The organism is Pseudoalteromonas sp. SG43-3, from assembly GCF_014164385.1.
In the GTDB taxonomy this organism is placed as follows: domain Bacteria; phylum Pseudomonadota; class Gammaproteobacteria; order Enterobacterales; family Alteromonadaceae; genus Pseudoalteromonas; species Pseudoalteromonas distincta.
Genome location: NZ_JACJFC010000006.1, coordinates 148141 through 174670 on the forward strand (window position 1 = coordinate 148141; position 26530 = coordinate 174670).

Genomic DNA, 26530 nt, shown 5'->3' on the forward strand with positions numbered 1-26530 from the left:
CTAATTTTTTATATCGTCATAAAAGGCAACTTTCCCTCGGCCTGTTTCTTTTACGTGATAAAGAGTTTTATCACCGTTGTGCATTAATTGATGTAGTTCATTGCCATCATATGGAGCTATTGCAATTCCTATGCTTGCACCTACTGCGCATGTTTTTGTGTTTGAAATACTAACCTGCTGTTGTAACTCATTGAGTAAGGTGTTCGCTTTTTGTTGTGTTGCCGTTTTATCGTAGGTATTAACTTGCCTTGCAACAATAAATTCGTCACCGCCTAGGCGGATACACATATCGTTTTTTTCGTGAAAAAGTGTTTTAAATCTGTGCGCTATTTCAATTAGCACTTTGTCGCCGGCTTCGTGTCCGTAGGTGTCGTTAATGGGTTTAAACTTATCTAAATCAATCATCATAAGCACTAAATGTTCATTATGTTTAATACATTCACGTAGTGCTTTTTTAAGGCGTTTTTCACCGGCGCGTCGGTTTAATAAGCCGGTTAACGGGTCGTGATCGGCTTCAAAGCGGGTTTGCTGTTCGCGTTCTGCGCGCTCGGTTACATCGTGTAAAATTACTTCTACTAGCTGTTCTTGTTTGGGGTTTCGTTTGGTATCTCTTTGGTCTGTTAACCTTACAAATAAACAATGAAACCATACCGTTTTATAGCCAACTTTACACTCTACATCTAAGGTGGTTTGTGGTGGGTTTTTAGCAGAGCGGATATCTGCCAGTAGGCTTTGTAATTCGTCTACATTGCTAAGTAACTCAGGAAAATGCAAGGTTGGTAATTCTTCTTCACCAGGTACGGTAAAATAATGCTTAAATGCAGGGTTAAAGGTGGTGATAATGTTTTTGTCATCGAGTAAACAAATACCTGCGCTGGCTTGTTCAAAAATAAGTCTAAATTTAGCTTCCAGCTCTTGAGTTTTTTTACGCAGTGTTTGCTCATTACTAATAGTTAAATGTAGCTCGTGCATTAAGGCATTTATACCTTGGGTTAAACTGCTTATTTCGTCCCGCTTGCCTTGCTTGAAGGTTAGCATTTTAAGGGTTTCTGGCTCGCTTGGATTTATTTTAGCAAAGCTGTCGGTTAGTTTTTGAATAGGCTGTGTAAGCCAACGCTGAACTACCAGCGATACAAAAAATGCGATAACAATGGATTGAATCAGCATTAAGATAAATTCTTTTATAAGCGCTGACTGTGCTTGTTGTTCAATAAAGTTATCGTCAGGGTATATGGCGAGTACACCTATAAAAGTGTCTTCTATAAAAGGGTGAACTAATTCAATTAAAACAGCTTCATTTTTTTTGTTAGTAGATCCTTTTGCTATAAATAAATCCATCTCTCCTTTAGGGTTTACTTCTCCTTCTAGGCTTGCGCCTTGCACTAAGTCGTTACTGAGTAGGCCGTTAATAATTTCTTGGCTTAATTCACGATCGTTTAGGTAGGCTGCTATGGCGGCTGTTTTTTCCATTGTTTGCGCTAACTGTTGAACAAGTAGGTAATTTGTGTTTTTTTTCTCTTTAAAGCCTGAGTAATAAGAGAGCATAGACGAGACTAAAGACACAACAATAGCAACTAACGCAATTGATATAGCGACGCGTATGTAGAGTTTTTGGCTAATAATTTTAATCAAATGTGTATACCACTTTTACTGCATCTGTAACTTGCGATAGCGGAATGTAGCCAATTGCAAATTGTGATGCTGCTATTTTGTTTATTGCGTCTTCTACCGATGTTGAAGGCGTGGGTGGCTTTGCGCGCCCTGAAAATAAAAGCCTTGCCCAATACGCATTTATTTTTTGCTCGTCTTTATTAACCAGTTTTAAGTAAAAGTCGTTTTTTAATGTTGATTGAGCGGGCAAATCGAGTGGCTTTGACGTTTCACCATCAGGAAAAGTTAAATACCTACCCATGTAAATATCAATTATTTCCCGTTTTGATAATGCGTTAATTGCGTTGCTTTTATTTACCACTACAACAAACTCTGTAGATTTAGCATAAAAGCTCACAAAAAGCAGGCATAAGGGGAGCATTACATTAAGACCTAGATTACGAGCGCTTATCATAACTAAAACACCATACTAGCATTTAAACTGAGTATATGTACTTTGTTGCTTTTATTTGCATCAGCAGGATTGCTAAGGCTCCATAGCCCCGCACCTTGAGGCTTTATATCAAAGCGGTCTAACTGCGCTTTAAATACTAAACGATCCGAAAAATGCCATTTTACGCCTACGTTAATAGAGTGCTGGTGAACATTTGTAATTTGAACTGAAGATTGAGTGGCAACCGCGAGTTGTTGTATGGGTACTGAAAACTGCTCAGGAGTACCTGGTGGGAAAATAGGGCTGTTTACTTCAACTACATCATGGCGATTTTTAGCTGCCGTAAAGCCTGTGTAAAATATTGCATCATCTACTCTGTAGCCCGCACTAATATAAGTGCTAAATACAGATGGAGCTATTATCCAATCGGATTCTGAAATACCTAACTCAGATTGAATAAGCCAATTATTATTATCGTAAGTAACGCCAAAGGCTGCGTATTCTATGCTGTTGCCTTTGGTGTTAAATTTGTTAGATATACTTTGTGCTTGCGGCCATACACTTTGTGGTACTAAATCGAGTGCGGTTATAAATTCGTCCAACGCGGTTAGTTTATAATCGCCAAAGTTTGACCTTGATAACGAAAAACGCATTGTCCATGCATCTAAAGAGTAGGTTGCACTAAGGGTTGTTAAGTTATCAAAATCAATAAAAAAGTCGTCATTATAGGCTTGTATCTTTGCTGTGGAGCTACCATAAGCGAGTTTTAAGCGTAAGAAGCCATCGTTAATGGCTTTACTGTATTCAACGTCTATTCCATCAAAATTACCTGCAATGTTTGCAAATGAGTAATACGAATGAGGCGGGCGCACCCATAAATAGGCATATCCTACGTAAGGGTATTCCGATAGTAAGTAAAGGTCGCTATTTAACCTGCCTGCGCGGATGGCCCAGTTACGTGATGGGCGATAACGTACAAAGGCGAGTTCTAAAAAATTATCAAAGCTTTTAAAGGCATGATCTTGAATAACTACTTGAAACACAGAGTCCCAATTTTTTGAGAGTGATATATTAGCCTGCCCACCTAAAATTGAATCTCGCGTTGCTGAAAAACCAGATTCGTTGACATTTGAATAACTCGATGCAAAGCCAATATCTGAATCGTCCGTGTAGCTGAGTGTTAAGGATGCAAAACCACTAAATTGTACATCTATGTCGTTTGCATAGGTTTTATTAGCAGCAGAAATTGCCAATATTGCTATGGCAATTGTACCTCGGAACAACATGTTAGCTCGTATTTTTATAATGTAGATAGTAAAAAGATAGCACAATTTATTAAATTACCAACTTAAGCATTACAGTGGCTTATCAATTAAATACAAAAAAACATGGCATCCTCCTAAGTTTTGTACTTTGTTAAGCGAAGTACTGGGACATAAGAAAAGCAAGGCGGAAAATTTGTGTTATCTATTGTTATAAGTGGCGACAATATAGATTATGAATAGGGCGGTTTTTTGATATTACTAAACTTAAAACGTGTTGGTTACTGGATAAGCTTTATTTTTATAAGGCTGCTTAAATTAGGCAGCCATTTGTATTTAAAACTTTAAAAGCGATTATTTAAAATGGTGCATAGCCATCATTTGGTTTGTTTGGGTTAGTCCAGCGCTGTTTAGCATCAACAGGAATGAGTGGTGCGCCTTGTGCTGGTAATCGACCGCGCTCCCCATACAACCACAATACAAAGTTAGTTCGCTCGCCACTGGTAATAGGCTTGGCTGCGTGTGCAATATTGCCTCGATGTAACATGGCAGTACCAGGCTTAAAGGTAAGTGATTTAATGTCACCTGTGTACGGGTGATAAAAGTCCACTTGTGACCCTGTAAACTCTTCGCCTGGTAAGTTTAAGTTAATGTTAAGCATTACAGCTGGTGCGTCGGTATGTGGGCGAATTGACGAATCTGTATTTGGCTCATAATAAATTGGAAAGCCAAATGTTTGCGTATCGTAGCCAATTATTTCAGGAAACAATAAGCGCGAAATAGGGCGCATATAAGTGTTTAGTATTTCGTTATAAAATGCCTGAAAGTTTGGCGCGGCTAAATAACCTTCTGATCGGCTATCAAGCATGGCACCACGGCGATTTAACACTATGCCGTATGGCGGGCGCATAGGGATTTGCGAATTCCATACTTGTTCTAAATATCCGCGTAATACTGCTAGGCGCTCAGGATCAAAAAATTGAAATTGAAACACATCAGGCGCTACTTCGTGTAATAACGCTTTTACGGCCAGCTCTTTTGATGGATCTTCCCATGCTTGCTTTACTGCTTCGCGTAGGTTTTATCAAGTAGTGTGTCGTCAAGCGTAAACGTTGAGCTATCTATTGAAGTTGCTTCCCATTCGCTCCACGCGTTTGTAATTAGGTCAGTGTTGTTTATCCAAAAGTTTTGTACTGCTGGTTCACGGTAAAGCATGGCTTGTCGTGTTGGTAACTCTAGAGCACGCGCTAGTTGTAATTGGTTGGCAAACATTTTGTGTAACTCCAGTTGTTGAATTTTGTTTATATCAATTTAGGAGTGCAATTTATTGCATTTGATTTAGTAGATAAACAGCCTGCTTTAGGAAACAGAATATACTATTTATTGATAATGAATCCTAAAACTAAGTATCTTTAGTCAAGCAATACTGTCCACTTAAAGCGAAGTACCACGTATCCTATTTGCTATTCAAGCACTTAGCTTAATAACAAAGGCTTTATGAAATAGACGGTGTATAAATAAACCTTTATTATAAATTCCTTGTTTTGCCTATGTTATAGCTAGGATTTAATAGCAATATAAAATGGAGATTAATTGTGGAAGATAAATTAAAAGAAAAAAGTGTGACACAGAAATTTTTTGGTGAATATTCTTGGATGTATCAAGTTTCAGCGTTTGTTGCTTTTATTATGGCTATTTACATTAGCTTTAATGGAGAAGGAAATGTTTGGACACAGCTTGTGAGAGGTGATTTTAATTCTGCTTTGCTTGTTAGCATTGTTGGTTATTTATCTGAATTTAGATATCGATTTATTAAAGAATCTCGCAATAACTAAAATATTAAAAAGCTGATAATTAAACCAGCCTTTTAATATTTTACTGTGGTACACCTGATTTAACGCGATTAATGGGTTGCTCTGTCACCCCAAATTTCTTCTAGGCGGCTGTCGCGACCACAACGCCAACGATAAGTGTTGTATCGGATTGGATTGTTTTTGTAATAATCTTGGTGAAAGCTTTCCCTCCCTTTTATAGGGTAAAAGGTGCTTGCGTTTAGTATAGGTGTAACCACAGTTTGATTAGGGAACTCGGCTACAACAGCTGCTTTTGTTTTTTCAGCTAATTTACGTTGTTCGTCGTTTTGTACAAATATAGCGCTTAAGTAACTAGGGCCTTTATCACAAAATTGGCCTTTGGCATCAAAGGGATCAATATTTACCCAGTAATGATCAAGTATGCCCTGATAGCTAACTATGGCCGGATCGTATGTGATTTCTACGGCCTCGTAATGGCCTTTATGATTACCATTGTATGTCGGGTTTTTAAGTTTACCGCCAGTAAAGCCCGATATTACATCGGTTACGCCTTCTAGCTTTTCAAAGTCACTTTCCATACACCAAAAACAACCTCCAGCTAGAACGGCTTTTTCGGTTTTAGCTGCATGGGAGAATGTACTAAACAAAATAACGGCAGATGTTAATGCAAGCGTAAGTGATTTTTTCATAAAATTATCCATCTGTACTGTGAGTTTATAAATACTTATAAAGTTAGACCCGCTAAGTGCTAATACAATTTCATTGTAGAGGGCTGGCCAACTTATCTATGGTGAAAAATATTGTGCTTTGACAAGTTTTATAGGGATAAGGCGAGTAACAAGATCACTATTTAAGTTAGTAGCACGGTTTAATTGGGTTAGCCAAGTATGCGTTATTTAATGTGGTGTTGAATTATGCTTACATGTTCATTAAAGTGACAACATTCGTGATATAAATTAGCAGGTGATAAATGAACCAGTTAACAGAAACATCAATAAGCTGCCCTTATTGTGGAGAAAGTATAGAAGTATTACTTGATGCAGCAGATATTGATGAGCAATACATAGAAGACTGCCAAGTGTGCTGTAAGCCTATTTCGTTTGTGGTATTTGAAAATGATGACGAGCTAAACGTTAATGTTTACAGCGAAGACGATGCATTTTAACTCGTTAATTAGATAGTAGGCTGCAAAATTGCAGCCTTTTTACTGTGTATGTGTTTGGTTAGCTATTTTGCTCACGCGCTAATTGGTTAGGGAGAAGTTCTTCTACTATTTCGCGTGCAGGAAGTGTATAGCGTGTGCCGTCAAACATTACTGAGGTAAACTCGTTAATATTAGTAATGCCTGTTAAGGTCCAGCCTTCGCCGCGCTTTGGGCAATATACTGTGGTAGTGGGTTGTATTACTTTAAAATCGTCACTCATTACGTTCTCTTACTCTTTTTGCTTTAAAGATAATGCTTGTTAAAGGGGTATGGTAAGTTAATAATGCGTGCCCATAAAGAGCTAATTTAACTAACCACTTAAATAAAATGTTTAATACCACAAAGCTTGAACGCGTTACGCTGCATTTAATTACCCACAAACACGCTGCGTGTTTATTTAATATTTTAAACCATCCACATGTGTCAGAATTTAACGACTACGAAACACCACTTAGCAAAACGCAAATCAAACAATTAATACAAGATGATATTAGTGCATATTACGAAGGTGAAGTAATTCGAGTTGCAATTGAACATAATATATCTGGAAAGTTAATGGGTACTTGTGGGCTTTATAATTTAAGCCCGTGTAAAAGTGGTGCGTTTATAGGATTTGAGCTGCATCCTGACTTTTGGGATAAGGGCGTAATGTTTGAAGTGGTGACCGGTTTTATTGAAACTCTAGTTAAGCATATTCCGCTTAAACATTTGTCTGCTGAGGTGAGTGCACATAATGCACGTTCCCATAATTTACTTATGAAGCTGGGCTTTAGTTTAAGAGAAAATTCTATTTGGCATAAATCACTTTAACTCAAGACGGCAATTATAAGTGCTTACCTTTTTTCAATCCTCACCCCTTAAAGCTCAGTAAATAAAATACAAAAAATAGCGGCTTTCTATTATAGTTAAGCGTGAGCAAATGAATTTGTTACCCGTGTTTTATTAAACATTTACGCTTAACAAGGATTTTATATGCTAGAAAAACTCTCTCAAGATGCGCTTGTAATTTGGGCGACCATTGACCCAATAGGCACTATGGCGCTGTTTGCCGCGCTTACTTCTCATTTAACTGATCAACAACGTCGTAAAACTGCATTTAAAACGGTACTTTATGCCGGGGGCGTATTATTAGGGTCTATTTTAATAGGGCAACTAATACTTAATGCGATGGGAATTAGGTTGGTGTCGTTTCAGTTAGGGGGCGGAATTATATTGTTTTTGTTTGGCCTGCAAATGATTTTTGGAAACGATTCTAACAAAGCCAAACAAGACCCCGATCACGATATAGCCGTGTTTCCGCTTGCTATACCTGCAACGGCGACTCCTGGCGCTATTTTGGCGGTAATACTACTTACCGATAACCACATACACCCAATTACTACTCAAATAGGCACAGCGCTTGTTACACTTGGTGTGTTGGGTATTACATTAATACTGTTGCTGCTTTCGGGTAAAATTATTAAGCTAATTGGTACTGGCGGCGCGTCTATTTTAACGCGTGTGATGGGCATGATTTTAGCCGCGTTTTCGGTTGAGCTTATTATGACCGCGCTTGAAATAAAACAATGGGTTAAGCTCGATTAAATAACTCCTAAACATTTAAAGGAATGCCATATGGCAATAAAAATAACAAAACACTATATTATTAATTTAAGTTTAGCCGTAGTCATTTTTGCTATTGGTATTTTAGCTATACGTTATTATAACCATTATGTATCGGCCTATACAGATGTAACAATTAACTCAAGCGTGCTTAATGAGTCGCGCAAAGTGTTTATAAGATTGCCCGCTAATTACAATCCTAAAAAAGCGTATCCGTTAATTATTAAAACCGATGGTAACTTTAATTTAGATACATGGGATAAAGCACTTACAAAACAAGCTAAGAGCGAAAAAGGGGATAAGGCTATATTGGTGTCTATTCCTAATTTGTTTTTTACTGATACACGTAATCGCGATTTAGTACCTCCTTATGCCCGCCAAGATGTAAATACACAAGCGCGTCCAGAGCATGAAACACTTATTGAACCAAATGGTGAAGCCGACAAGTTTTTAGCGTTTATTGAAACTGAGTTACTCCCTTATTTATCAGCAAAATATAAGCTTAGTAATAACCGTGTGTTAAGTGGTTTTTCGGCCGGTGGCAGCTTTGTACTTTATACACTGCATACAAGGCCTGAACTGTTTAATGGCTACTTTGCCTTTAGCCCAGCGGCTTGGTATGACGATATGACAGTGGTTAATAATATAGAAGCATTTTTAAGTGCTCAAGATAACAAAGTTAAGTCATCTACTTATTTATATCTTTCGGTGGGCGGGGCAGAGCATCCGCTAATGTTAAAAGCGTTTAGTAATTTAGAGGCCGCTTTAACAGCCAACCCTAACAATAACCTTGTGTGGCAAAGTGCTATAAACAAAGGTGCTGAGCATTCAGATAATCCATCAATTAGTGTGGCTAAGGCATTAGCTGGTTATAGTACGTTTATTAAAAAGTAGGTTAGATAGGTTTAAGTGACAACTGTATACATATACAGTTGTCGTTGTTTTATCTATTTATGACAAAGAATCAGCTTTATTATTAACGACTTACAAAGAAAGGTTGGTTTAAATTATTTTTGCACAGTAATTACACATACTGTTTTTATATACAGTTCACAACTATTAAATTAGAATACCGTCAGTACCCATGAGCATATACACATCTATTTGTTACTGCTTTTAATCAGCCTTTCGCCTTTGTGATCAGCAATAAGCAGTGTAAGTACTTTGCTATTTCAATATAGTTTCACATACTCTTAATGCAGTTAATATAAATTGGCTGGTGGCTTTACAGTAAAAGAACACATCATACTAAATGTTACTATAAGGCTAAACTTAGCAATAGAGTCAAATTAGAAGAAAGTAATCAAAGAGGTAGTCAAAAATAATAAAGCCTGCGGTAACTACATCCACTAAAAATATAAATGTCGAGTGTGGACAATGAGTGCTTAATTAAAGTTTTTCCTCGCTCATTGTAATGAGCAGCAAAATGGTAAACGTAAAAAATAGGGGCATCGTGAATGGTGCTATTACAAATTAAAAAAGCAGATACCAATGCGGCTGTTAATGCATTTGTTGAAATAGCCTTAAATGCAAAACCAAGTATTAAAAAAAGTATGGCGGAATAAAAAAGCCCAATTAAAAAAGTCAAAAGGGCTAAAAGGGTTGTGCTTAGGGAAGTTGTAGTCGTTTTTAAACTTATATTTAGAGCTTATATTTAGAACTTATATCTAAAACCAAATGCTATACCGTCATCTTCCGACTGCTCCATTTGTGCTTGTTGATCGTCGTTATCACTTTCGAAGTCACTAAAGTCCTTACGCGCTTCTATGTAGGCAATAGTAGCTTCGTCAATTAGGTAATGAAGGCCAATAACAGCAAACTGACGCTTAAATACATCGTTAGGATCGGCGTTAAAGTTTGGCTGAATTACGTAATCATCACCGGCATCAAACACGTTGTAGGCAATAAAAGGGCGAAAATCGTTATCAAAGCGGTAAGATGCAAATGTTTCTACACCGATTGCGTCTTTAATTAAGCGACCGATGTTATCTGTGTCGTGGTTTTTGTTTTTATTTACGTTGGCTGCAACGTATAGGCCGGGCTCATCAATGTTGCCCCACATAATACCTGCACCATAAATTAAATCTTCAACATTGCGAGTAGAACCATCGCCAAACGTTAAATCAAACTCACCACGGTTAACACCTGCTGTAAGTGTTAGCATGTCAGTTGGGGTATAAGTTACAGACGCACCAAATGTGTAATTAAATTCAACTTCTTGGGCTGCACTATCGCCAGAGTTCCAAAGTGCTTCACATTCTTCTTCTGAAATGTCGGTGACGTCACAGGTATAAAATTCGCTGTTTTTAAGCTGCGCTTGTACTGCAAAACTAAAATCGTTATAGCTATTGCGGTACTGCACTAATTTATCTCCACGGCCAGTGCCATTAACAGCGCCATCGTCTTTGTTATAGGTGTAAACACCCCAGCCGCATTGCCATCCCATACAAAGCTATTATTTGTGCCGTAAACTACGTCGTACCATGCACCCCATTGTTTACCAATGGTAAGTTGGCCATATTTTTCGTGCGAAAGCCCTGCGTAACCTAAACGGTTGTATAAAAACTCATCCTGGATAGACTCAAAACGATTGTTATAAATAATATCGCTGCTGCCAACAGGGTTTACACCCCATTCTACGAGTGCGAGTGCGGTCCAGTCTTTCTTAAGCTTTCGGGTAAATCCAAAGTTAATGCGCGAGGTACCGTTAACAACTTCGGTTTCGTTTTGTGTATTAATTACACGCACATCAAGATATCCACCAACTTCAACAGTATTTTTGTCATCTTTGTATAATTCAACTGCCGAAACAGCGGGTGCGAATACAATACTTGCGCTAATAAGCGTCGCTAATTTTTTGCTCATCTTGTGTGTTGCCCTGTGTAAATTGGTCAATTTTTTACGTAGGTAAAAATTCAGATTCGAAGACTAACAAAGCAATAAACGGCTCAAAAGTGAAAAATACTCAATAAAATTAATCGTTAAACTTAACGGATATTCACTAAAGGTTAATTTTGTTTTTCAGGTGTTGCAAAAGTTTATGTTTTTAATGATTTGGTAGGTAAATAGGATGAGAAATTAGCGATGTATAAAAATTGTAATTTGAATTAATTTCATCTTGGTTAAAAAGTAGTAACTAGTGTAAAAGCTCTAAAAGTACTTTATTTTCATAAATATAACTTTTTATTATTATAGGGTGAACAAAAATGAGTTAAGTAGACACACAAATACGTTAAAAGTGTTTTTACTCTAATTTGTATCGTAATTTCTAATCTCTTATGCCCGTTTATAAAACATACTTTATGGATTTTAATTAGAATAAGCTGAATAAAAATTAACGAAACCATTAAATCTAATCCGTTATTTTTACTACTAACTACATAGCCATAATAAATGGCTAAAACGCAGTGGTTTGCTTTTAAACTTTCATAGAAAAACAGGCCATTTTGGTTTAAACTGCGCGCAATTTAAATACATCATTACTCCTTTGGAGGGTAGCGCTATTATTAGTACAGCTAATGTCACCATGCAATTTGGTGCTAAACCATTATTTGAAAATATCTCAGCAAAATTTGGCGATGGTAACCGTTACGGTTTAATCGGTGCAAATGGTTGTGGTAAATCAACATTTATGAAAATTTTAAGTGGTGAGCTCGAAGCGTCTGCAGGTAATGTAAGTACTGATCCTAACGAACGCGTTGCTAAACTTAACCAAGATCAGTTTGCCTACGAAGAATACTCAGTAATCGATACCGTGATTATGGGCCACAAAGAGTTGTGGGAAATTAAACAAGAACGAGACCGTATTTACTCTTTACCTGAAATGAGTGAAGAAGACGGTATGAAAGTAGCCGATCTTGAAACTGAATTTGCTGAAATGGATGGTTACTCTGCAGAATCTAAAGCAGGTGAGCTTTTATTAGGTGTAGGTATTGGCACTGACCAACACTTTGGCCCAATGTCAGAAATTGCACCGGGTTTTAAGCTGCGCGTGCTACTTGCACAGGTATTATTTTCAGACCCAGACATTATGCTACTTGATGAGCCTACTAATAACTTGGATATTTACACCATCAAGTGGTTAGAAGACGTGTTAAATCAGCGCGACTGTACCATGATAATCATCTCGCATGACCGTCACTTTTTAAACTCTGTGTGTACACACATGGCCGACATTGACTACGGCGAGCTTCGTATTTACCCAGGTAATTATGACGAATACATGTTTGCAGCAACGCAAGCACGTGAGCAATTACTTAACGAAAACGCGAAAAAGAAAAACCAAATTGCTGAACTTCAACAGTTTGTATCTCGTTTCTCTGCTAATGCATCTAAAGCTAAGCAAGCAACATCGCGTGCTAAACGTATCGACAAAATCCAATTAGACGAAGTTAAAGCATCTTCACGCCAAACGCCGTTTATCCGTTTTGATCAAGAAAAGCAGTTATTCAGAAACGCACTTGAAATGACAAACTTAACACAAGGTTTTGACGACAATACGTTGTTTTCTGGACTTGAAGGTTTAGTAGAAGTTGGCGAACGTATTGCTATTATTGGTGAAAATGGTGTTGGTAAAACAACATTACTTAATACATTAGCAGGGCGCCTAGCACCTAAAGCTGGTGAGTTTAAGTTCTCAGAAAACGCGAATATTGGTTACTACGCGCAAGATCACGCTGATGAGTTTGCCACCGACATGAACTTGTTTCAGTGGATGGAGCAATGGCAACAAGAAGGCGACGACGAGCAAGTGGTTCGTAGCTTCTTAGGCCGTATGTTATTCTCTCAAAACGATATTAAAAAATCAGTTAAAGTAATTTCAGGTGGTGAGCAAGGCCGCATGTTGTTTGGTAAAATTATGATGCATAAGCCAAACATATTGTTAATGGATGAGCCAACTAACCACATGGATATGGAATCAATTGAAGCGCTTAACTTAGCCCTTGAAGCTTACGAGGGTACATTAATGTTTGTTTCCCACGACCGTCAGTTTGTGTCATCGGTTGCGACCCGTATTTGGGAAATTAAAGACGGTAAAGTTATCGACTTTAGAGGCAACTACGCAGAATACCTTGCGAGTAAAGAAGCTTAATTAGCTATTTACCCGTTAACTCTAAAAAGCCATGTTTAAACATGGCTTTTTTTGTTTTTGTGAGTCGCAATTAAACTTGGTTTGGGTATAATACCCGCCTAAAACCGGACATAAGTCCGCTATTTTTAAAATACATTACTGAGGAGTATTTATGACTGTTGGCATTATTATGGGTTCAAAATCAGATTGGCCAACCATGGAACATGCAGCACTTATGCTAGAGCATTTTGGCATTAAGTACGAAACCAAAGTCGTGTCTGCACACCGCACTCCTCAATTACTTGCTGATTACGCAAGTTCAGCCGCAGAACGTGGTATTAAAGTTATTATTGCTGGTGCTGGCGGCGCAGCGCATTTACCTGGTATGGCGGCTGCTTTTACGTCGCTTCCTGTACTTGGCGTACCTGTAAAATCAAAAGCATTAAATGGTGTTGATTCACTTTTATCTATTTGCCAAATGCCTAAAGGCGTTGCAGTAGGTACGCTTGCAATTGGTGAGCCGGGCGCAGCAAACGCGGGTTTATTAGCTGCACAAATTTTAGGATGTCAAAATCCAGAAATTTTTGCAAAAATTGAAGCGTTTCGTAAAGCTCAAACCGACACTATATTAGCTAATCCAAACCCTGCAGAGTAATAATGAATATTTTAATATTAGGTGCAGGGCAACTTGCACGTATGATGAGCCTTGCAGGCGCGCCGCTTAATTTAAACGTTGTTTCGTACGATGTAGGCAGTAAACAAATTATGCACCCGCTAACCGGTGACATTTATAACACGTCGCTTGAGCAAGCAATATCAAACGCTGATGCCATTACTGCCGAGTTTGAGCACATTCCTGATGACGTATTAACCCTTTGCTGTAACAGTAATAAGTTTTACCCAGGAAAAGCCGCAATTAAAACCGGTGGCGATCGCTCGCTTGAAAAGGCATTGCTTGATAAAACAAACGTAACTTGTGCGCCGTACCAATTAATTACGGAAAAAGCGCATTTAGAACTTGCCGTTAAAACTCTAGGTAAACCACTTGTAATTAAAACATGCCAAGCGGGTTACGACGGAAAAGGCCAATGGCGTTTAAAATCTGATGATCAAATAGACGAGATTTGGTCACAAATGGCTGATTTTATTGCATCAGGCACCGAACTTGCGCCACATACGATTATTGCTGAAAAAATGATTCCGTTTGATCGTGAAGTATCTATTATTGGTGCGCGCGATAAACACGGTAATGTTGCTATTTATCCGCTAACAGAAAACGAGCACACAAATGGTGTATTAACGCTTTCTATTGCCGGTAAAAATAATCAAAGTGTTGAAGCTCAAGCAAACGATGCATTTACAAAAATAGCAAACGAGCTTAACTACGTTGGCGTATTAGCAATTGAGTTTTTTGATGTAAGAGGCACGTTACTCGTTAACGAAATTGCACCGCGCGTACATAACTCTGGCCACTGGACGCAACAAGGTTGCTATTGCTCGCAGTTTGAAAACCACATGCGTGCTGTTGCAGGCTTACCGCTTGGTAATACAGAGCTTAAACACATTACCGCGATGATAAACGTATTAGGCCAACCAAGTATTCCAAGTGAAGTATTAAAAACAGTTGATGTAACGAGCCATTGGTACGGTAAAACAGCTAAGCCAGGTCGTAAAATGGGCCATATTAATGTATCAGCTGTTAATATGAGTGAGCTTGCAGACAAACTTGGTGAACTTACAGAGTACCTACCAGAGCAAGATTATCCTGGTATTTTAAAAGCAGCTGCCAATTTAGTGCTCAGTGAATAGTTATCATACCTTTATATAAATACCGGCTTAAGCCGGTATTTTTTTGTCATAAAAATGGGCTTTGAATATGTAATACTGTTAAAGTCTAATTTTAAATTTGTGAAGTAAAACAATGAAACTAAAAACAATATCTGGCGTGCTAGCCATTACTGCATTATTTAGCTTAAATACATTTGCATCGGAATCTCTTCGTGTTGCAACTTTTAATGTAAGTATGGATGCAACTAATCACACGCCTAAAGGTGAGCAAGTTAAAAGTGATGCTTTAGTTAATGCACTTAAAGCTAACCACCAGCAAATTAAGAACATAGCGGAAATTATTCAGCGTGTTCGCCCTGATATTATTTTACTTAACGAATTTGATTACATCCCAAAAGAGCAAGGCATTGAATACTTTAATCAGCATTATTTAAATGTAGGTCAGCAAAAACAAGCCGCTATTAACTACCCTTACTCTTATATTGCACCTGTAAATACAGGCCTAGCTACCGAGTTTGATTTAGATAACGATGGCAAAAAAAATGGCGTGATTGGCGATGCACAAGGCTTTGGCTTTTTTGAAGGGCATTATGGCATGGCTATTTTGTCAAAATACCCAATTAATTTTGATAAAGTAAGAACCCTTCAAACCTTTAAATATAAAGACATGCCAAATGCACAAATGCCTGTAATGCCTAAAACAGGTGAAAACTGGTATAACGCACAAGAATGGCAATCACTTAGGCTCAGTTCTAAATCGTTTTGGGATTTACCTATTAGCGTAAATGATAAAACAATTCATGTTATTGCATCTCACCCAACACCGCCTGTATTTGACGGTGAAGAGGATAGAAACGGCAAGCGTAACCACGATGAAGTAAGGTTAATTGCCGATTACGTTTCAAATGCTAAGTATATTTATGACGATAAAGGCGAAAAGGGCGGTTTAAAAGTTCACTCTCGTTTTGTTATTTTAGGCGATTTAAATGCAGCCCCTGAGGGGGACAAAGCCCGTACAAATACCACCGACCAATTACTTAAAAACCCACTTATCAACGCAAGCTTTGTTCCAAAAAGCGAAGGTGCTAAAGAGCAGTATGATGTGCCATATGCACAAAATTACAGTGCTAATTGGCAAGCCCGTGTTGATTACGTTTTACCATCAAACTATGGTTTAAAAATTAAGGACGGTGGGGTGTTTTGGCCAACTAAAACCAGTAATGAATATCGTTTAATTAAAGATAGAAACGCATCGAGCGATCACCGCATGGTGTGGCTTGATTTAGTAATTGAATAACGTCTATTACAATTAGTAACTGAGCTTTACCCTGTTTAATGGCTATTTGTCTTAAATAATTGCAATAACTTGAGTGCTTCTGCTTAAATACGGCCTAATTATAATAACCGTATAGAAGCACTATGATTTTTAATTTTTCTTCATCTAAAACGTTAGTGGCCTTAGCTGTTGCCTCAAGTGTTATGCTTGTAGGCTGTAGCGCTACCGCTAACACCTCTTCAACACAGCAAAGTGCTTTACCAGCAAGTAAGGTTGCTGCGGTTGTGAACACGCCAGCTGATATCGGCTCACAAAAAATAACGCTAGAACAAGCAATGGCCGACCCTGATTGGATGGGCAATCAGCCAGAGAATGCTTACTGGGCTAGCGATTCGGCCACTATTATTTATGCTCAAAAAGAGCAAGGTAATACACTACGCAATTTATTTAGCCAATCGGTTACTAGCCAAACAGCAGAGCAAGTAGCTCTTAATAAACTTCATACTATGGGTTCTAATAAAACCGTTTATTCTAAAAATAAAACAATGGCGGCTTACACATTTAAAGGCAATGTGTTTGTTAAAAACCTAAAAACCGGTGAACTTAAGCAAATTACAGCTACATCAGCAAACGAGTCTAAACCACAATTTTTAAATAATGGCGATTTAGTTTACCGCCAAGGCAATGTGTTTTTTAAAGTTGATTTAAAAACAGGCTTAACGAGCGAGCTTGCTAACTTAAAACTTACTGATGAGCCAAAAGGGATTGAAGAGCCAAGCACGTATATTGCTAAAGAGCAGCATAAATTGATTAAGTTTGTGGCGCTTCAACAAAAAAATAAAAAAGATAAGCAAGCACGCAGTGAGCAAATTAATGAACAAAACGATTCAATTGCTAGCACGGCTTACTACTTAGGTGACGGTAATAAAGTTGCAGAGGCTCAGCTTTCGCCAAATGGTGATGCGTTATTAGTCGTTGTACAAAAGCAAACTGATTGGCGTGGTGATGGCGATATTATGCCAAATTACATCACTAATGATGCAACCATCGAGCCTAAAAAAGCACGCCGCCGTGTTGCAGATGCTAAAGAAGAAACCTCAAAGCTTGTCTACATCAATTTAACTAACAAAGAGCAAACTTCACTTAGCTTTAATACTTTACCGGGCTTTGACGAAGATGTTTTAGCCGCAGTGAAAAAAGAAAATTACGCACGTGATGGTAAAACATATAAGTCTAAAAAGGCGCCTCGTGGCATTAACCTTATTATGGACTGGGGTTTTGAGCAAAGCCCAATAGTATGGAACGATGACGGCTCGCAAGTGGCTATCATGCTCGAAGCATGGGATAACAAAGACCGTTGGCTTGCTACTGTAGATTTTAAAAACAACAAACTTGTGTCGCAACATCGCCTGCATGACGACGCATGGATTGCTTATGCGTTTAACGACTTTGGGTGGTTACATAACTCGAACACGCTTTATTACCTATCGGAAGAGTCGGGTTACAGCCAGCTTTATAAAAAACCAGTTAATGGTAGTGCAACCGCGCTAACACAAGGCCAATTTGAGGTTTCTAACTTAACGCTTACAAGTGACGACAGCGCAATTTATTATAAAGCGAATGTTGAACACCCAGGTCTGTACGAAATTTACCGTGTTAACCCACAAACAGGTAATAGCGAGCAAGTTACTGACTTAAATGGCATGACCGATTACACGTTAAGCCCAGATGAAACTAAGTTACTCCTTAAGCACTCTACAATTACCATGCCTAATGAGCTTTATGTAGCTGACGCACAAGCCAATACAAAAGCAACGCGCTTAACCCATACAGTGTCGGATGAGTTTTTAGCTAAAAAGCTAACTGCACCTAAAATTGTTGCCGTGCCATCTAGCCATACCGAACAACCAATATACGCAAAAGTGTACTACCCAGCTGATTACGTTGAAGGTGAAGTAGGTAAAAACCGCAAAGCGGTTATTTTTAACCACGGCGCGGGTTACTTACAAAACTCACATATGGGATTTTCGGTTTATTTTCGTGAATTTATGTTTCATTCATTGCTCGCTGATGAAGGTTACATAGTAATGGATATGGATTACCGCGCATCTAAAGGTTACGGGCGTGATTGGCGCACCGCAATTTATCGTCAAATGGGAACGCCTGAAACACAAGATTTAGCCGATGGCGTTAAATGGATGGCGCAAAATGCCAACGTTGATACCAAAGCAGTCGGCACTTATGGTGGCTCTTACGGCGGCTTTATGACCTTTATGGCATTGTTTACCGCGCCTGAGTTGTTTCAATCGGGTGCGGCACTTAGACCTGTTACCGATTGGGCACATTACAATACAGGTTATACAGCTAATATATTAAACCATCCTGATGTTGACCCGATTGCGTATGAGCGCAGCTCGCCAATTTATTACGCTGAGGGCTTAAACAAACGTTTATTAATTAATGCCCCAATGGTTGACGATAACGTGTTTTTTCAAGACTCAGTGCGTTTAGTACAGCGCTTAATAGAGCTTGAAAAACAAAACTTTGAAACAGCTATATTCCCTGTTGAACCGCATGGCTTTGTACAGCCTTCAAGCTGGTTAGACGAATACCGCCGTATTCATAAATTATTTAAAGAAACGCTTTAAGCTTTAATTATAAAAACAAAAACGCCGCATTGGTTTAGTTAACTAATGCGGCGTTTTTATTGGGTTGAACAAAATCTAACTTTATTTTTTCTTTTTAAAGAGCTCTATAACCAGTGGTATGGCAAGCAGAGTCCCGCCAATTACACCAATTAAATGTGCATCAATAGCCACAGTGGAGTTAATAAGCTTTCCTATATCAGCATTAGGGCCGCTAAATTGCTCAAACGCTATTTTAATCCATACGCCTATAAATAATAAATACCCCGACTTAAGCCCTACAGTTATATCTTTAACTGCCCCCCAAATAATTACGCCATGCAGCAGAGCACTTAATCCGGTATAAATATGTATGCTTGGGCAAAACCAATACACGCCAAGTCCACACCACAGTGCCAGCGCACTTATATTAACGGCGTAACGAGTAGGTGATGTGTATTCGCCATGTAGTAACCATATTAGTAAAACACCACTGGCATTTAGTCCCAAATGAGCCCAATTAGCATGAACAAATTGGCTAGAAAAGATTCGCCACAGTTCGCCATCATCAATTAGGCTTCGGTTAAATTCAAGTAAACTATTTAAATCAAATGCAGCAAAAATGGTACTAAAAAGCAGCAAAATAATAGGCGGTAATATATAACGAGGTTGAATAGGTAAATTAAGCATTTTATTACATTTTTTTAGTCAAAATTTTTGCATATTGTGCCCGTTTAACTTTAAGATGCCAAATACAACTACGTAATTAAGTGTTTTTAGTATTTTTATGCATTTTAAACTTAACTCATTATTTGCCATTGGACTGTGCGCAGTATCACTGCCTTCATTTGCACAGCAAGCAACTCAAATTGAAACTCGCGAACCTGAAGCTGCTACCGGATTAATCCATAAAAAAGTAGTGCAAGGTGATAAATACATGGTAGCTGCGGCAAATCCATATGCCTCAAAAGCCGGTCAACAAATTTTAGCCCAAGGCGGCAGTGCCGTAGATGCTGCGATTGCTACTCAACTAGTGCTTACTTTAGTTGAACCGCAATCCTCAGGTATTGGCGGTGGTACATTTATGATGTATTACAACAAAGCTAACAATAAATTGACTAGTTTTGATGGCCGCGAAACTGCACCTGCAAATGCAGACGAAACACTGTTTTTAGATAAACACGGTAAAGCCGTTAAATGGATTGAAGCCGTAGTAGGTGGACGCTCTGTTGGTGTACCCGGTATTTTACATGCCTTTGCAAGCGCGCATAAACAATACGGTACATTGCCATGGGAAGCGCTTTTTAAACCGGCTATTGAACTTGCAGAGCAAGGCTTTGTAATTTCGCCGCGTTTACATGGCTTATTAGCACGCCAGTTAAACCCAGGCGTGTTGAGTATGCCGATTATTAACGAATACTTTTACCCAAATGGTAAGTTAATTGAAGTAGGTAGTGTTAAAAAGAATCAACCGCTTGCTGATTTATACAAAGACATTGCAAAGCAGGGCATTGATGCATTTTACAAAGGCGAAAACGCTAAACAAATGGTTAATGCTGTACAGCACTCTAAAATAGCCCCTGGTAAATTAAGTGTGCAAGATTTAGCAGATTACAAAAGTAAAGAACGCGATGCGGTATGTATACAATACCGTGCTTATAACGTGTGTTCTATGGCGCCACCAAGTAGTGGCGGTGTAGCTGTGCTACAAATGCTTGGCCTACTTGAGCATAAAGATATGAGCGCACTTAAACCAAATGGCGAAAAGGCGATTCATTACTTTAGCCAAGCTTCGCGTATTGCATTTGCCGATCGCGATATGTACATGGGCGATCCCGATTTCACGCAAGTACCTACAAAAGAGCTATTAAACAAAGATTACATTGCCTCACGCGCTAAATTAATTACCGAAACAGACCAAAAAGCCGTAGCCGGTAATCCAGTAGGGTACCTAAGTTATGCAATGGATGATTCATACGAGTTACCTTCTACTTCTCATGTCTCTATTGTAGATAGTAAAGGTAATGCCGTTTCGATGACTAGTTCAATTGAAATGGCGTTTGGCTCTACGGTTATGGTTAATGGCTTTATTTTAAATAACCAACTAACTGACTTTTCGTTATCGCCACGTAAAAACGGCAAGCTTGTAGCAAACCGTGTAGAGGCTGGTAAACGCCCGCGTAGCTCTATGTCACCGGTAATGGTATTTAATAAAGATGGTAGCTTACGCTTAATCGTAGGCTCACCTGGTGGTAGCCGTATCATCGATTACGTTGCACAAGTTGTTGTGGGTGTTATTGACTGGAATTTATCAGCGCAAGACGCCATTAACTTACCGCGTACAACAAATCGTAACGATTACACCAGCCTTGAAAAAGGCACAACCATTGAAGCCATTGCGCCTGCGCTTACTAAACGCGGCCACAATGTACGTATTATTGATTTAAATTCAGGCTTACACGCAGTTGAAGTTAAAAATAATACCTTATATGGTGGCGCTGATCCGCGCCGTGAAGGTGTTGCGTTATCTGATTTAACTGATAATAACGCCACTATCAAATTTTAAATTATGTATAATATACATGCGGGCAGTGAAGCCCGCATGTATTTTCTCTCAATGGTCTGACTAGCTTAATTGTCGTTGCAATTAAACCTCTAACACTGATAATGACAGATCATAACTTAAGACTCCGTTAAAGCCTGGAAATATGACAACTAATACTGATCCTAACTACTTATATATTCATCATTCTGGCCCTGGCCTAATTGAAACACCGCTATTAAATAAAGGCAGCGCCTTTAGTAAAAAAGAACGCGAAAATTTCAATCTTGCTGGTTTACTTCCTCCTCGCTTTGAAACAATAGAAGAGCAAGTTGAGCGTTGTTATCAGCAGTATTCTAGCTTTACCGACAACCTTAATAAGCATATTTACTTACGTGCGATTCAAGATAACAACGAAACACTTTACTACCGTTTAGTACGTGACCACCTTGAAGAAATGATGCCAATCATTTACACACCGACAGTGGGCGATGCTTGTGAAAAATTCTCTGACATTTATCGCAGCGCACGTGGTTTATTTATTTCGTATGAAGATCGCTACCAAATTGACGACATTTTACGCAACGCTACCAAAGGTAAAGTAAAAGTTATTGTTGTAACCGATGGCGAGCGTATTTTAGGCCTTGGCGATCAGGGTATTGGTGGCATGGGTATTCCAATTGGTAAATTGTCACTTTACACAGCGTGTGGTGGTATAAGCCCAGCATACACATTGCCTGTAATGCTTGATGTGGGTACTAATAACGAAAAGCTTTTAAACGATCCTATGTACATGGGCGCACGCCATAAGCGAATTGCTCAAGACGAATACGATGAGTTTTTAGATTTATTCATTAAAGCGGTTAAACGTCGCTGGCCAAATGTATTACTTCAGTTTGAAGATTTTGCACAGCCAAATGCAATGCCATTACTTAAGCGCTACCGCAATGAAATTTGTAGCTTTAACGATGACATTCAAGGTACTGCGGCTGTAACGGTCGGTTCTTTACTTGCAGCGTGTCGCGTTAAAAATTCAACCCTTAGCCAACAAAAAGTAGTTTTTGTGGGTGCAGGCTCTGCTGGTTGTGGTATTGCTGAGCAAATTATTAGCCAAATGGTTTTTGAAGGTATTTCAGAAGCTCAAGCGCGTAGCCAAGTATTTATGGTTGACCGTTTTGGCCTACTCACAGAGGGTATGGAAGGCTTACGCGATTTCCAACAAGCACTTGCACAACCTCAAGGTTCAGTAAGTGATTGGACGTACAGCGGCGAGTACGCATCACTGCTTGATGTTATGCACTGTGCTGAGCCTGACATTTTGATTGGTGTTTCTGGCCAACCTGGCTTATTTACAGAACAAGTAATACGCGCTATGCATGCCGGTTGTGAACAGCCAATTATTTTCCCATTAAGTAATCCATCTAAGCAAGTAGAAGCGCATCCTGCTGATGTGATTAAGTGGACTGACGGTAAAGCACTTGTTGCCACAGGTAGCCCATTTGATCCTGTTGAGTACAATGGCGAGACGTTCCCAATCCCACAATGTAACAACAGTTATATTTTCCCGGGTATTGGTTTAGGGGTTATTGCCGCTAAAGCGACACGCATTACAGATGCAATGTTAAGTGTGTCTAGCGAAATGCTTGCAGAGTCGTCGCCACGTGCAAACACAGGTAAAGGTAGTTTATTACCAGCCCTTACGGAAATTGAAACGCTAAGTAAACGTATTGCATTTGCCATCGCTAAAAAGGCAATCGAAGAGGGCGTTGCTCTTGAGATTACGGATGACGCATTATGGGCAGCAATCGACAAAAATTACTGGTTACCAAAATACCGTAACTATAAACGTTGTAGTGTTTAATAACGGTACCCGTAATTTAAAGTAAATGAAGCTGTACGTTAAGTTACAGCCATTAACAAAAAACAGGCAATTGCCTGTTTTTTTGTGCTTGTTCATATTTAATTAACCACGTAAGGTCTTTAATAGCATTTACAAAATTAAAGGATCGACTTAATGAAAACACTGACACTCGTTTTAGGTAGTGCACTGGCTTTTAACGTACTTAGTTTTGATGCACTTGCGGCAGCGACTCCCGATGCTCCTCATATTTATGTTAAAGGCGAAGCTACTCTTACCACAATGCCAGATTACGTGCAGCTTAGCGTAGGTATTACCGAAGTTGATAAAGACTTAATTGCTGCTAAAAATAAAACCGACCTAACCATCGCTAAAGCAATTAAGCTCGTAAAAGAAGTGGGGGTTAGAGAAGGTGATATAAATGCTGGGCAAATTTCAATAAACCGTGATAGTCAATATAACCGCACTACCGGTAATCAAGAATTTAAAGGCTTTAAGGTTTCTCGTACGTTAACAGTAAAACTCAGCGATATAAATAAATACCCTGAGTTACTACAAAGCTTAGTTAACAACGGTATTAACGAAATTAATCAAACGCAATTTTTAGCAAGCAACTACAACGAGCTGCATAAAAAAGCGCAAAAGTTAGCAATTAAAGACGCACGGGATGCTGCAAAAGAGTTTAGTGAAGATTATGACGTTGATTTAAAAGGATTATACAGCGCGTCACTAAGTCCACTCAATGTGCAGTCGCAGCCTTATATGCGCGCAGAAAAAGTAATGATGGCTGATAGCGCACCAAGTAACTATGTACCTGATGCCTACCATGCTGGAGAGATTAAAGTAACAGCGTCAAGCTACGCTGTTTACTACATAGATTAAACTATGTTTTAAGTTTTTATTTTTGGTGGTGCTCAAAACGTGCCACCAACTTCTCACCTTGCTCTTGGCTGATACGCGCTATAGAGTTGAGCATATTAGTCACTTCGCGTCTGTCGTATTCATTAGTTACATGCTCATTTATGTCATCAACAATCGCATTTAAATAATTAAATAAACTGTTTCGTGCATCGGTATCTTTATGGGCTACAAACAAAATATTTTTGAATGCCTCAAGCACGTTTGTCATTACGTATGCATCGCCTTTGGCGTAATTACGCAGCGGTGTAAAGTTGTCATGTAATAACTCATCAAAGCTTGTTTCATGAAGGTACAACAATGGGGCATTATCACTGTGCTTAAACGAGTAGTTAATATCGTTAATTGAAAGTCGTTGAATAAGTAAAATACTCAGCATATCAATTGATTTAACCGCAGTACCGGGATCGTTTATGCCTGGGCTCATTGCCTTAACTGCAATTTCTGATATTTGCGTTAATCCATAACGGTAATGATCGCTAATGTACTCTTCTATATAAAAAATAAAGCAGTCGAGAATTTTATTAATCAGCTCTTCATCGTTTGCTATCTCTTTATTACATTTTAAAAACGGGTAACCTTTAACTGTAAAATAGCCTTGGTTTACAGATATATACACCTTTATATCTTGCTCAGCCAAAATGGCACACAGCTTATCGGTATGTACGCCTTTATAATATCCTTCTGTTTTACTGCTAACCGAATGCCATTTGCTAAAGTCTGGAAAGTCCTCAACTGGGTTCTCTTGTTGTCTTTGTATTATTGTTTTAATTTCGTTTTTAGTTTGGCTAAACAAGCCATTTAACACGTTATCAACTTGAATAGCACGTGAGATTGAGTGTATAAAAAATACAAACAAACCTAATGAAATCAATCCAAAAACAAGTGCAAACAACACACCTATTGAAGGAATTGCCGTACTGCCACCATCAAGCTTATTAATATTTATAAGCATAATAATAGAGTAAATTATGCTGCCTAAATAAAACCCCAAAACCATTTGGTGTGATTTGCGCGTAATAAGCCCTGGCACTACGCGGGGCGATAAACTCGCGCTGGCTGAATTTAAAACCACCATTACCATCGAAAAACTAAACACGGTAAGCGAAATAATACTCCCCGCTAAAGTGCTTAAAATAGTCCGCGCGTTTTCGGCGCTATCTACAAGTACAACCGATATAAACGATTTTAACTGCTCAACAGGGGCTAAATATTCAACCGACATTGTAATAATGGCAAATACCAAAAAGCCAACTGAAAGCATCGAAGGGTAAAAGCCAATACTGTTAATCATTTCACGGTAACTGTCGGCTACTTTACGAGGTACAAACATAAAATCCTTATGTATTTTCTACTAACTTAATACCTCTAGCTTAGCATAGGCAATTATTAAACTTCTGATAATGCTGCTCAAATTTATGTGTTATTATCACGCCCACAATAATAGAGCGCATATTTATGCGATAAAAATAACAGGAAAACGCCGTGATCATTTCAACTTATGCTGCATTACTCGCATTCTTTTACATTTATTTAAGCTTTAACGTAATAAAAGTGCGCCGTGCGGAGCAAATATCGCTTGGTGATAACGGTAATGCAACGCTACAACGTGCTGTGCGTGCCCACGCAAATTTTATGGAATACGTGCCATTTGCTTTAATTTTGCTTTTTTTAGCAGAGTACCAAGGGCTTGCTAGCCATTACTGCCATATATTAGGTGGTGCGTTATTAGTAGGGCGTGTGTTTCAAAATTTAGGCATAGTAGAAAAAAGCCTTAAATATCGCCAAATTGGTACTATTACTACATTTTTAGTCATGATTATCAGCGCCTTTGTATTACTAGTAACACGCGGCTAATTAAAGAAAAGTTAATGAGCAAAATATTTATAATAGGTTTACCACGTACCGGCACAACTAGTGTGTGCCATGCATTTTTAGAACTTGGCATTACAACAGCGCATACCGCGTATACTAATGCCTGTTTTCAAAATGCCAGCGCAATTGCCGACACTCCCATATTTAATGACTTTAAAGCGCTTGATATTCATTACCCAGACTCTAAGTTTATTTATTTAGAGCGCGAACTTGGTGCATGGCTTGTATCAATAAAACAGCTTTTAACGCGTATGCACACTAATTTAACGCGCGGCGACGGGGGCTTTAATATTCATATAAAGCGCTGTTATTTAAATACGTTTAGTGAGCTTTCGCTTAATAATATTAGCGACGATAGTTACTTAGCTCACTGCTACGAAACACATTTGAACGATGCTCACACGTACTTTAAGAATCGTGACAACGATTTTTTATCCATTGATATAGCAAAGCCTGATAGCTACAAAAAACTATGCGATTATTTAGCATTAAAAAGTGACAAAGCTGATTTTGAAAAAATGAATATGGGCGGCAAAGTCACCGCATGGAACGATATTAAACACCCGTTAAAAGTTGAGTCTACGGCTAAAGGGCGCATAGATAAATTGCTGCCTTACAAGATTTTTTAAAACAAATACGTTAAAATCCCCGC

22 protein-coding genes and 2 pseudogenes are annotated in these 26530 nt (G+C 38.6%); 15 read left to right on the forward strand and 9 right to left on the reverse strand.

The features are described 5' to 3' along the window. The 4 genes and pseudogenes from H5157_RS07410 to H5157_RS07425 form a co-directional block, all read right to left on the reverse strand. A complete protein-coding gene (locus tag H5157_RS07410; protein ID WP_182724453.1) occupies nucleotides 1–1632 on the reverse strand; it encodes a sensor domain-containing diguanylate cyclase in 1632 nt (543 codons plus the stop codon). Continuing rightward, entirely contained in the window at nucleotides 1625–2065 is a 441-nt protein-coding gene (locus H5157_RS07415; RefSeq protein WP_182724454.1) for a hypothetical protein, read from the reverse strand. The genes H5157_RS07410 and H5157_RS07415 overlap by 8 nt, the downstream gene beginning before the upstream one ends. Nucleotides 2066–2067: 2 nt before the next feature. After that, nucleotides 2068–3330: a hypothetical protein gene (locus tag H5157_RS07420; RefSeq protein WP_182724455.1), complete on the reverse strand. Its 1263-nt coding sequence runs from the start codon at nucleotides 3328–3330 to the stop codon at nucleotides 2068–2070. Between the two features lie 334 nt (nucleotides 3331–3664). After that, a pseudogene (locus H5157_RS07425) lies at nucleotides 3665–4578 on the reverse strand (2OG-Fe(II) oxygenase family protein). A gap of 323 nt (nucleotides 4579–4901) precedes the next feature. Between H5157_RS07425 and H5157_RS07430 the strand changes: the two are divergent. Then, nucleotides 4902–5141, forward strand: a complete 240-nt coding sequence (locus H5157_RS07430) for a hypothetical protein (RefSeq protein ID WP_182695932.1) — start codon at nucleotides 4902–4904, stop codon at nucleotides 5139–5141. A 68-nt stretch (nucleotides 5142–5209) separates the two neighbouring features. Here H5157_RS07430 and msrA read toward each other — a convergent pair whose 3' ends face one another. Beyond that, on the reverse strand, nucleotides 5210–5809 hold the full coding sequence (gene msrA, locus H5157_RS07435; RefSeq protein ID WP_039487894.1) for a peptide-methionine (S)-S-oxide reductase MsrA: 600 nt from the start codon (nucleotides 5807–5809) through the stop codon (nucleotides 5210–5212). A gap of 281 nt (nucleotides 5810–6090) precedes the next feature. Here msrA and H5157_RS07440 point away from each other — a divergent pair, with 281 nt between their 5' ends. Further along, on the forward strand, nucleotides 6091–6285 hold the full coding sequence (locus H5157_RS07440) for a CPXCG motif-containing cysteine-rich protein (RefSeq protein ID WP_002962627.1): 195 nt from the start codon (nucleotides 6091–6093) through the stop codon (nucleotides 6283–6285). Between the two features lie 58 nt (nucleotides 6286–6343). On the opposite strand, the gene H5157_RS07445 is transcribed toward H5157_RS07440, so the two are convergent. After that, nucleotides 6344–6544 carry a hypothetical protein gene (locus tag H5157_RS07445; RefSeq protein ID WP_002962626.1) on the reverse strand — a complete coding sequence of 67 codons (201 nt, stop codon included), beginning with the start codon at nucleotides 6542–6544 and terminating at the stop codon, nucleotides 6344–6346. Between the two features lie 107 nt (nucleotides 6545–6651). Between H5157_RS07445 and H5157_RS07450 the strand changes: the two genes are divergently transcribed. The 3 genes from H5157_RS07450 to H5157_RS07460 all read left to right on the forward strand — a co-directional run bounded on the left by H5157_RS07450 (nucleotide 6652) and on the right by H5157_RS07460 (nucleotide 8820). Further along, the gene (locus H5157_RS07450; RefSeq protein ID WP_182724456.1) at nucleotides 6652–7134 is read left to right on the forward strand and encodes a GNAT family N-acetyltransferase; all 483 of its coding nucleotides are present in this window, start codon (nucleotides 6652–6654) and stop codon (nucleotides 7132–7134) included. 162 nt (nucleotides 7135–7296) lie between these two features. Beyond that, nucleotides 7297–7908, forward strand: a complete 612-nt coding sequence (locus H5157_RS07455) for a MarC family protein (protein ID WP_033029579.1) — start codon at nucleotides 7297–7299, stop codon at nucleotides 7906–7908. A gap of 30 nt (nucleotides 7909–7938) precedes the next feature. Then, nucleotides 7939–8820, forward strand: a complete 882-nt coding sequence (locus H5157_RS07460; protein WP_182724457.1) for an alpha/beta hydrolase — start codon at nucleotides 7939–7941, stop codon at nucleotides 8818–8820. A gap of 760 nt (nucleotides 8821–9580) precedes the next feature. On the opposite strand, the pseudogene H5157_RS07470 reads toward H5157_RS07460, so the two are convergent. After that, nucleotides 9581–10791 (reverse strand): annotated as a pseudogene (locus H5157_RS07470) (porin). A gap of 637 nt (nucleotides 10792–11428) precedes the next feature. Here H5157_RS07470 and H5157_RS07475 point away from each other — a divergent pair. The 5 genes from H5157_RS07475 (at nucleotide 11429) to H5157_RS07495 (ending at nucleotide 18709) form a co-directional block, all read left to right on the forward strand. Continuing rightward, nucleotides 11429–13018: an ABC-F family ATPase gene (locus tag H5157_RS07475; protein ID WP_138490010.1), complete on the forward strand. Its 1590-nt coding sequence runs from the start codon at nucleotides 11429–11431 to the stop codon at nucleotides 13016–13018. Between the two features lie 151 nt (nucleotides 13019–13169). Continuing rightward, nucleotides 13170–13652 (forward strand): 5-(carboxyamino)imidazole ribonucleotide mutase, encoded by a 483-nt coding sequence (gene purE, locus H5157_RS07480; protein ID WP_002962540.1) that lies wholly within the window; start codon nucleotides 13170–13172, stop codon nucleotides 13650–13652. Between the two features lie 2 nt (nucleotides 13653–13654). Next, on the forward strand, nucleotides 13655–14806 hold the full coding sequence (locus H5157_RS07485; protein ID WP_182724458.1) for a 5-(carboxyamino)imidazole ribonucleotide synthase: 1152 nt from the start codon (nucleotides 13655–13657) through the stop codon (nucleotides 14804–14806). Nucleotides 14807–14918: 112 nt separating this feature from the next. Continuing rightward, nucleotides 14919–16082, forward strand: coding sequence for an endonuclease/exonuclease/phosphatase family protein (locus tag H5157_RS07490; protein ID WP_182724459.1), 1164 nt, complete (start codon nucleotides 14919–14921; stop codon nucleotides 16080–16082). A 122-nt stretch (nucleotides 16083–16204) separates the two neighbouring features. After that, nucleotides 16205–18709 (forward strand): prolyl oligopeptidase family serine peptidase, encoded by a 2505-nt coding sequence (locus H5157_RS07495; protein WP_182724460.1) that lies wholly within the window; start codon nucleotides 16205–16207, stop codon nucleotides 18707–18709. Between the two features lie 81 nt (nucleotides 18710–18790). Here the strand turns inward: H5157_RS07495 and rrtA are convergent, their stop codons facing one another. Next, nucleotides 18791–19375 (reverse strand): rhombosortase, encoded by a 585-nt coding sequence (rrtA, locus tag H5157_RS07500; protein ID WP_182194594.1) that lies wholly within the window; start codon nucleotides 19373–19375, stop codon nucleotides 18791–18793. Between the two features lie 97 nt (nucleotides 19376–19472). Here rrtA and ggt point away from each other — a divergent pair, with 97 nt between their 5' ends. The 3 genes from ggt to H5157_RS07515 all read left to right on the forward strand — a co-directional run bounded on the left by ggt (nucleotide 19473) and on the right by H5157_RS07515 (nucleotide 23967). Continuing rightward, nucleotides 19473–21251 (forward strand): gamma-glutamyltransferase, encoded by a 1779-nt coding sequence (ggt, locus tag H5157_RS07505; RefSeq protein WP_154903101.1) that lies wholly within the window; start codon nucleotides 19473–19475, stop codon nucleotides 21249–21251. A 142-nt stretch (nucleotides 21252–21393) separates the two neighbouring features. Then, the gene (locus H5157_RS07510) at nucleotides 21394–23088 is read left to right on the forward strand and encodes an NAD-dependent malic enzyme (RefSeq protein ID WP_182724461.1); all 1695 of its coding nucleotides are present in this window, start codon (nucleotides 21394–21396) and stop codon (nucleotides 23086–23088) included. Nucleotides 23089–23241: 153 nt separating this feature from the next. Next, nucleotides 23242–23967 (forward strand): SIMPL domain-containing protein, encoded by a 726-nt coding sequence (locus tag H5157_RS07515; RefSeq protein WP_182724462.1) that lies wholly within the window; start codon nucleotides 23242–23244, stop codon nucleotides 23965–23967. A gap of 16 nt (nucleotides 23968–23983) precedes the next feature. Here the strand turns inward: H5157_RS07515 and H5157_RS07520 are convergent, their stop codons facing one another. Further along, on the reverse strand, nucleotides 23984–25336 hold the full coding sequence (locus H5157_RS07520; protein ID WP_182695943.1) for a DUF2254 domain-containing protein: 1353 nt from the start codon (nucleotides 25334–25336) through the stop codon (nucleotides 23984–23986). 152 nt (nucleotides 25337–25488) lie between these two features. Between H5157_RS07520 and H5157_RS07525 the strand changes: the two genes are divergently transcribed. Together H5157_RS07525 and H5157_RS07530 are read left to right on the forward strand one after the other, a co-directional pair. Beyond that, nucleotides 25489–25860, forward strand: coding sequence for an MAPEG family protein (locus H5157_RS07525; protein WP_002962524.1), 372 nt, complete (start codon nucleotides 25489–25491; stop codon nucleotides 25858–25860). 14 nt (nucleotides 25861–25874) lie between these two features. Further along, a complete protein-coding gene (locus H5157_RS07530) occupies nucleotides 25875–26507 on the forward strand; it encodes a sulfotransferase (protein WP_182724463.1) in 633 nt (210 codons plus the stop codon). The last annotated feature ends 23 nt before the right edge of the window (nucleotides 26508–26530 follow it).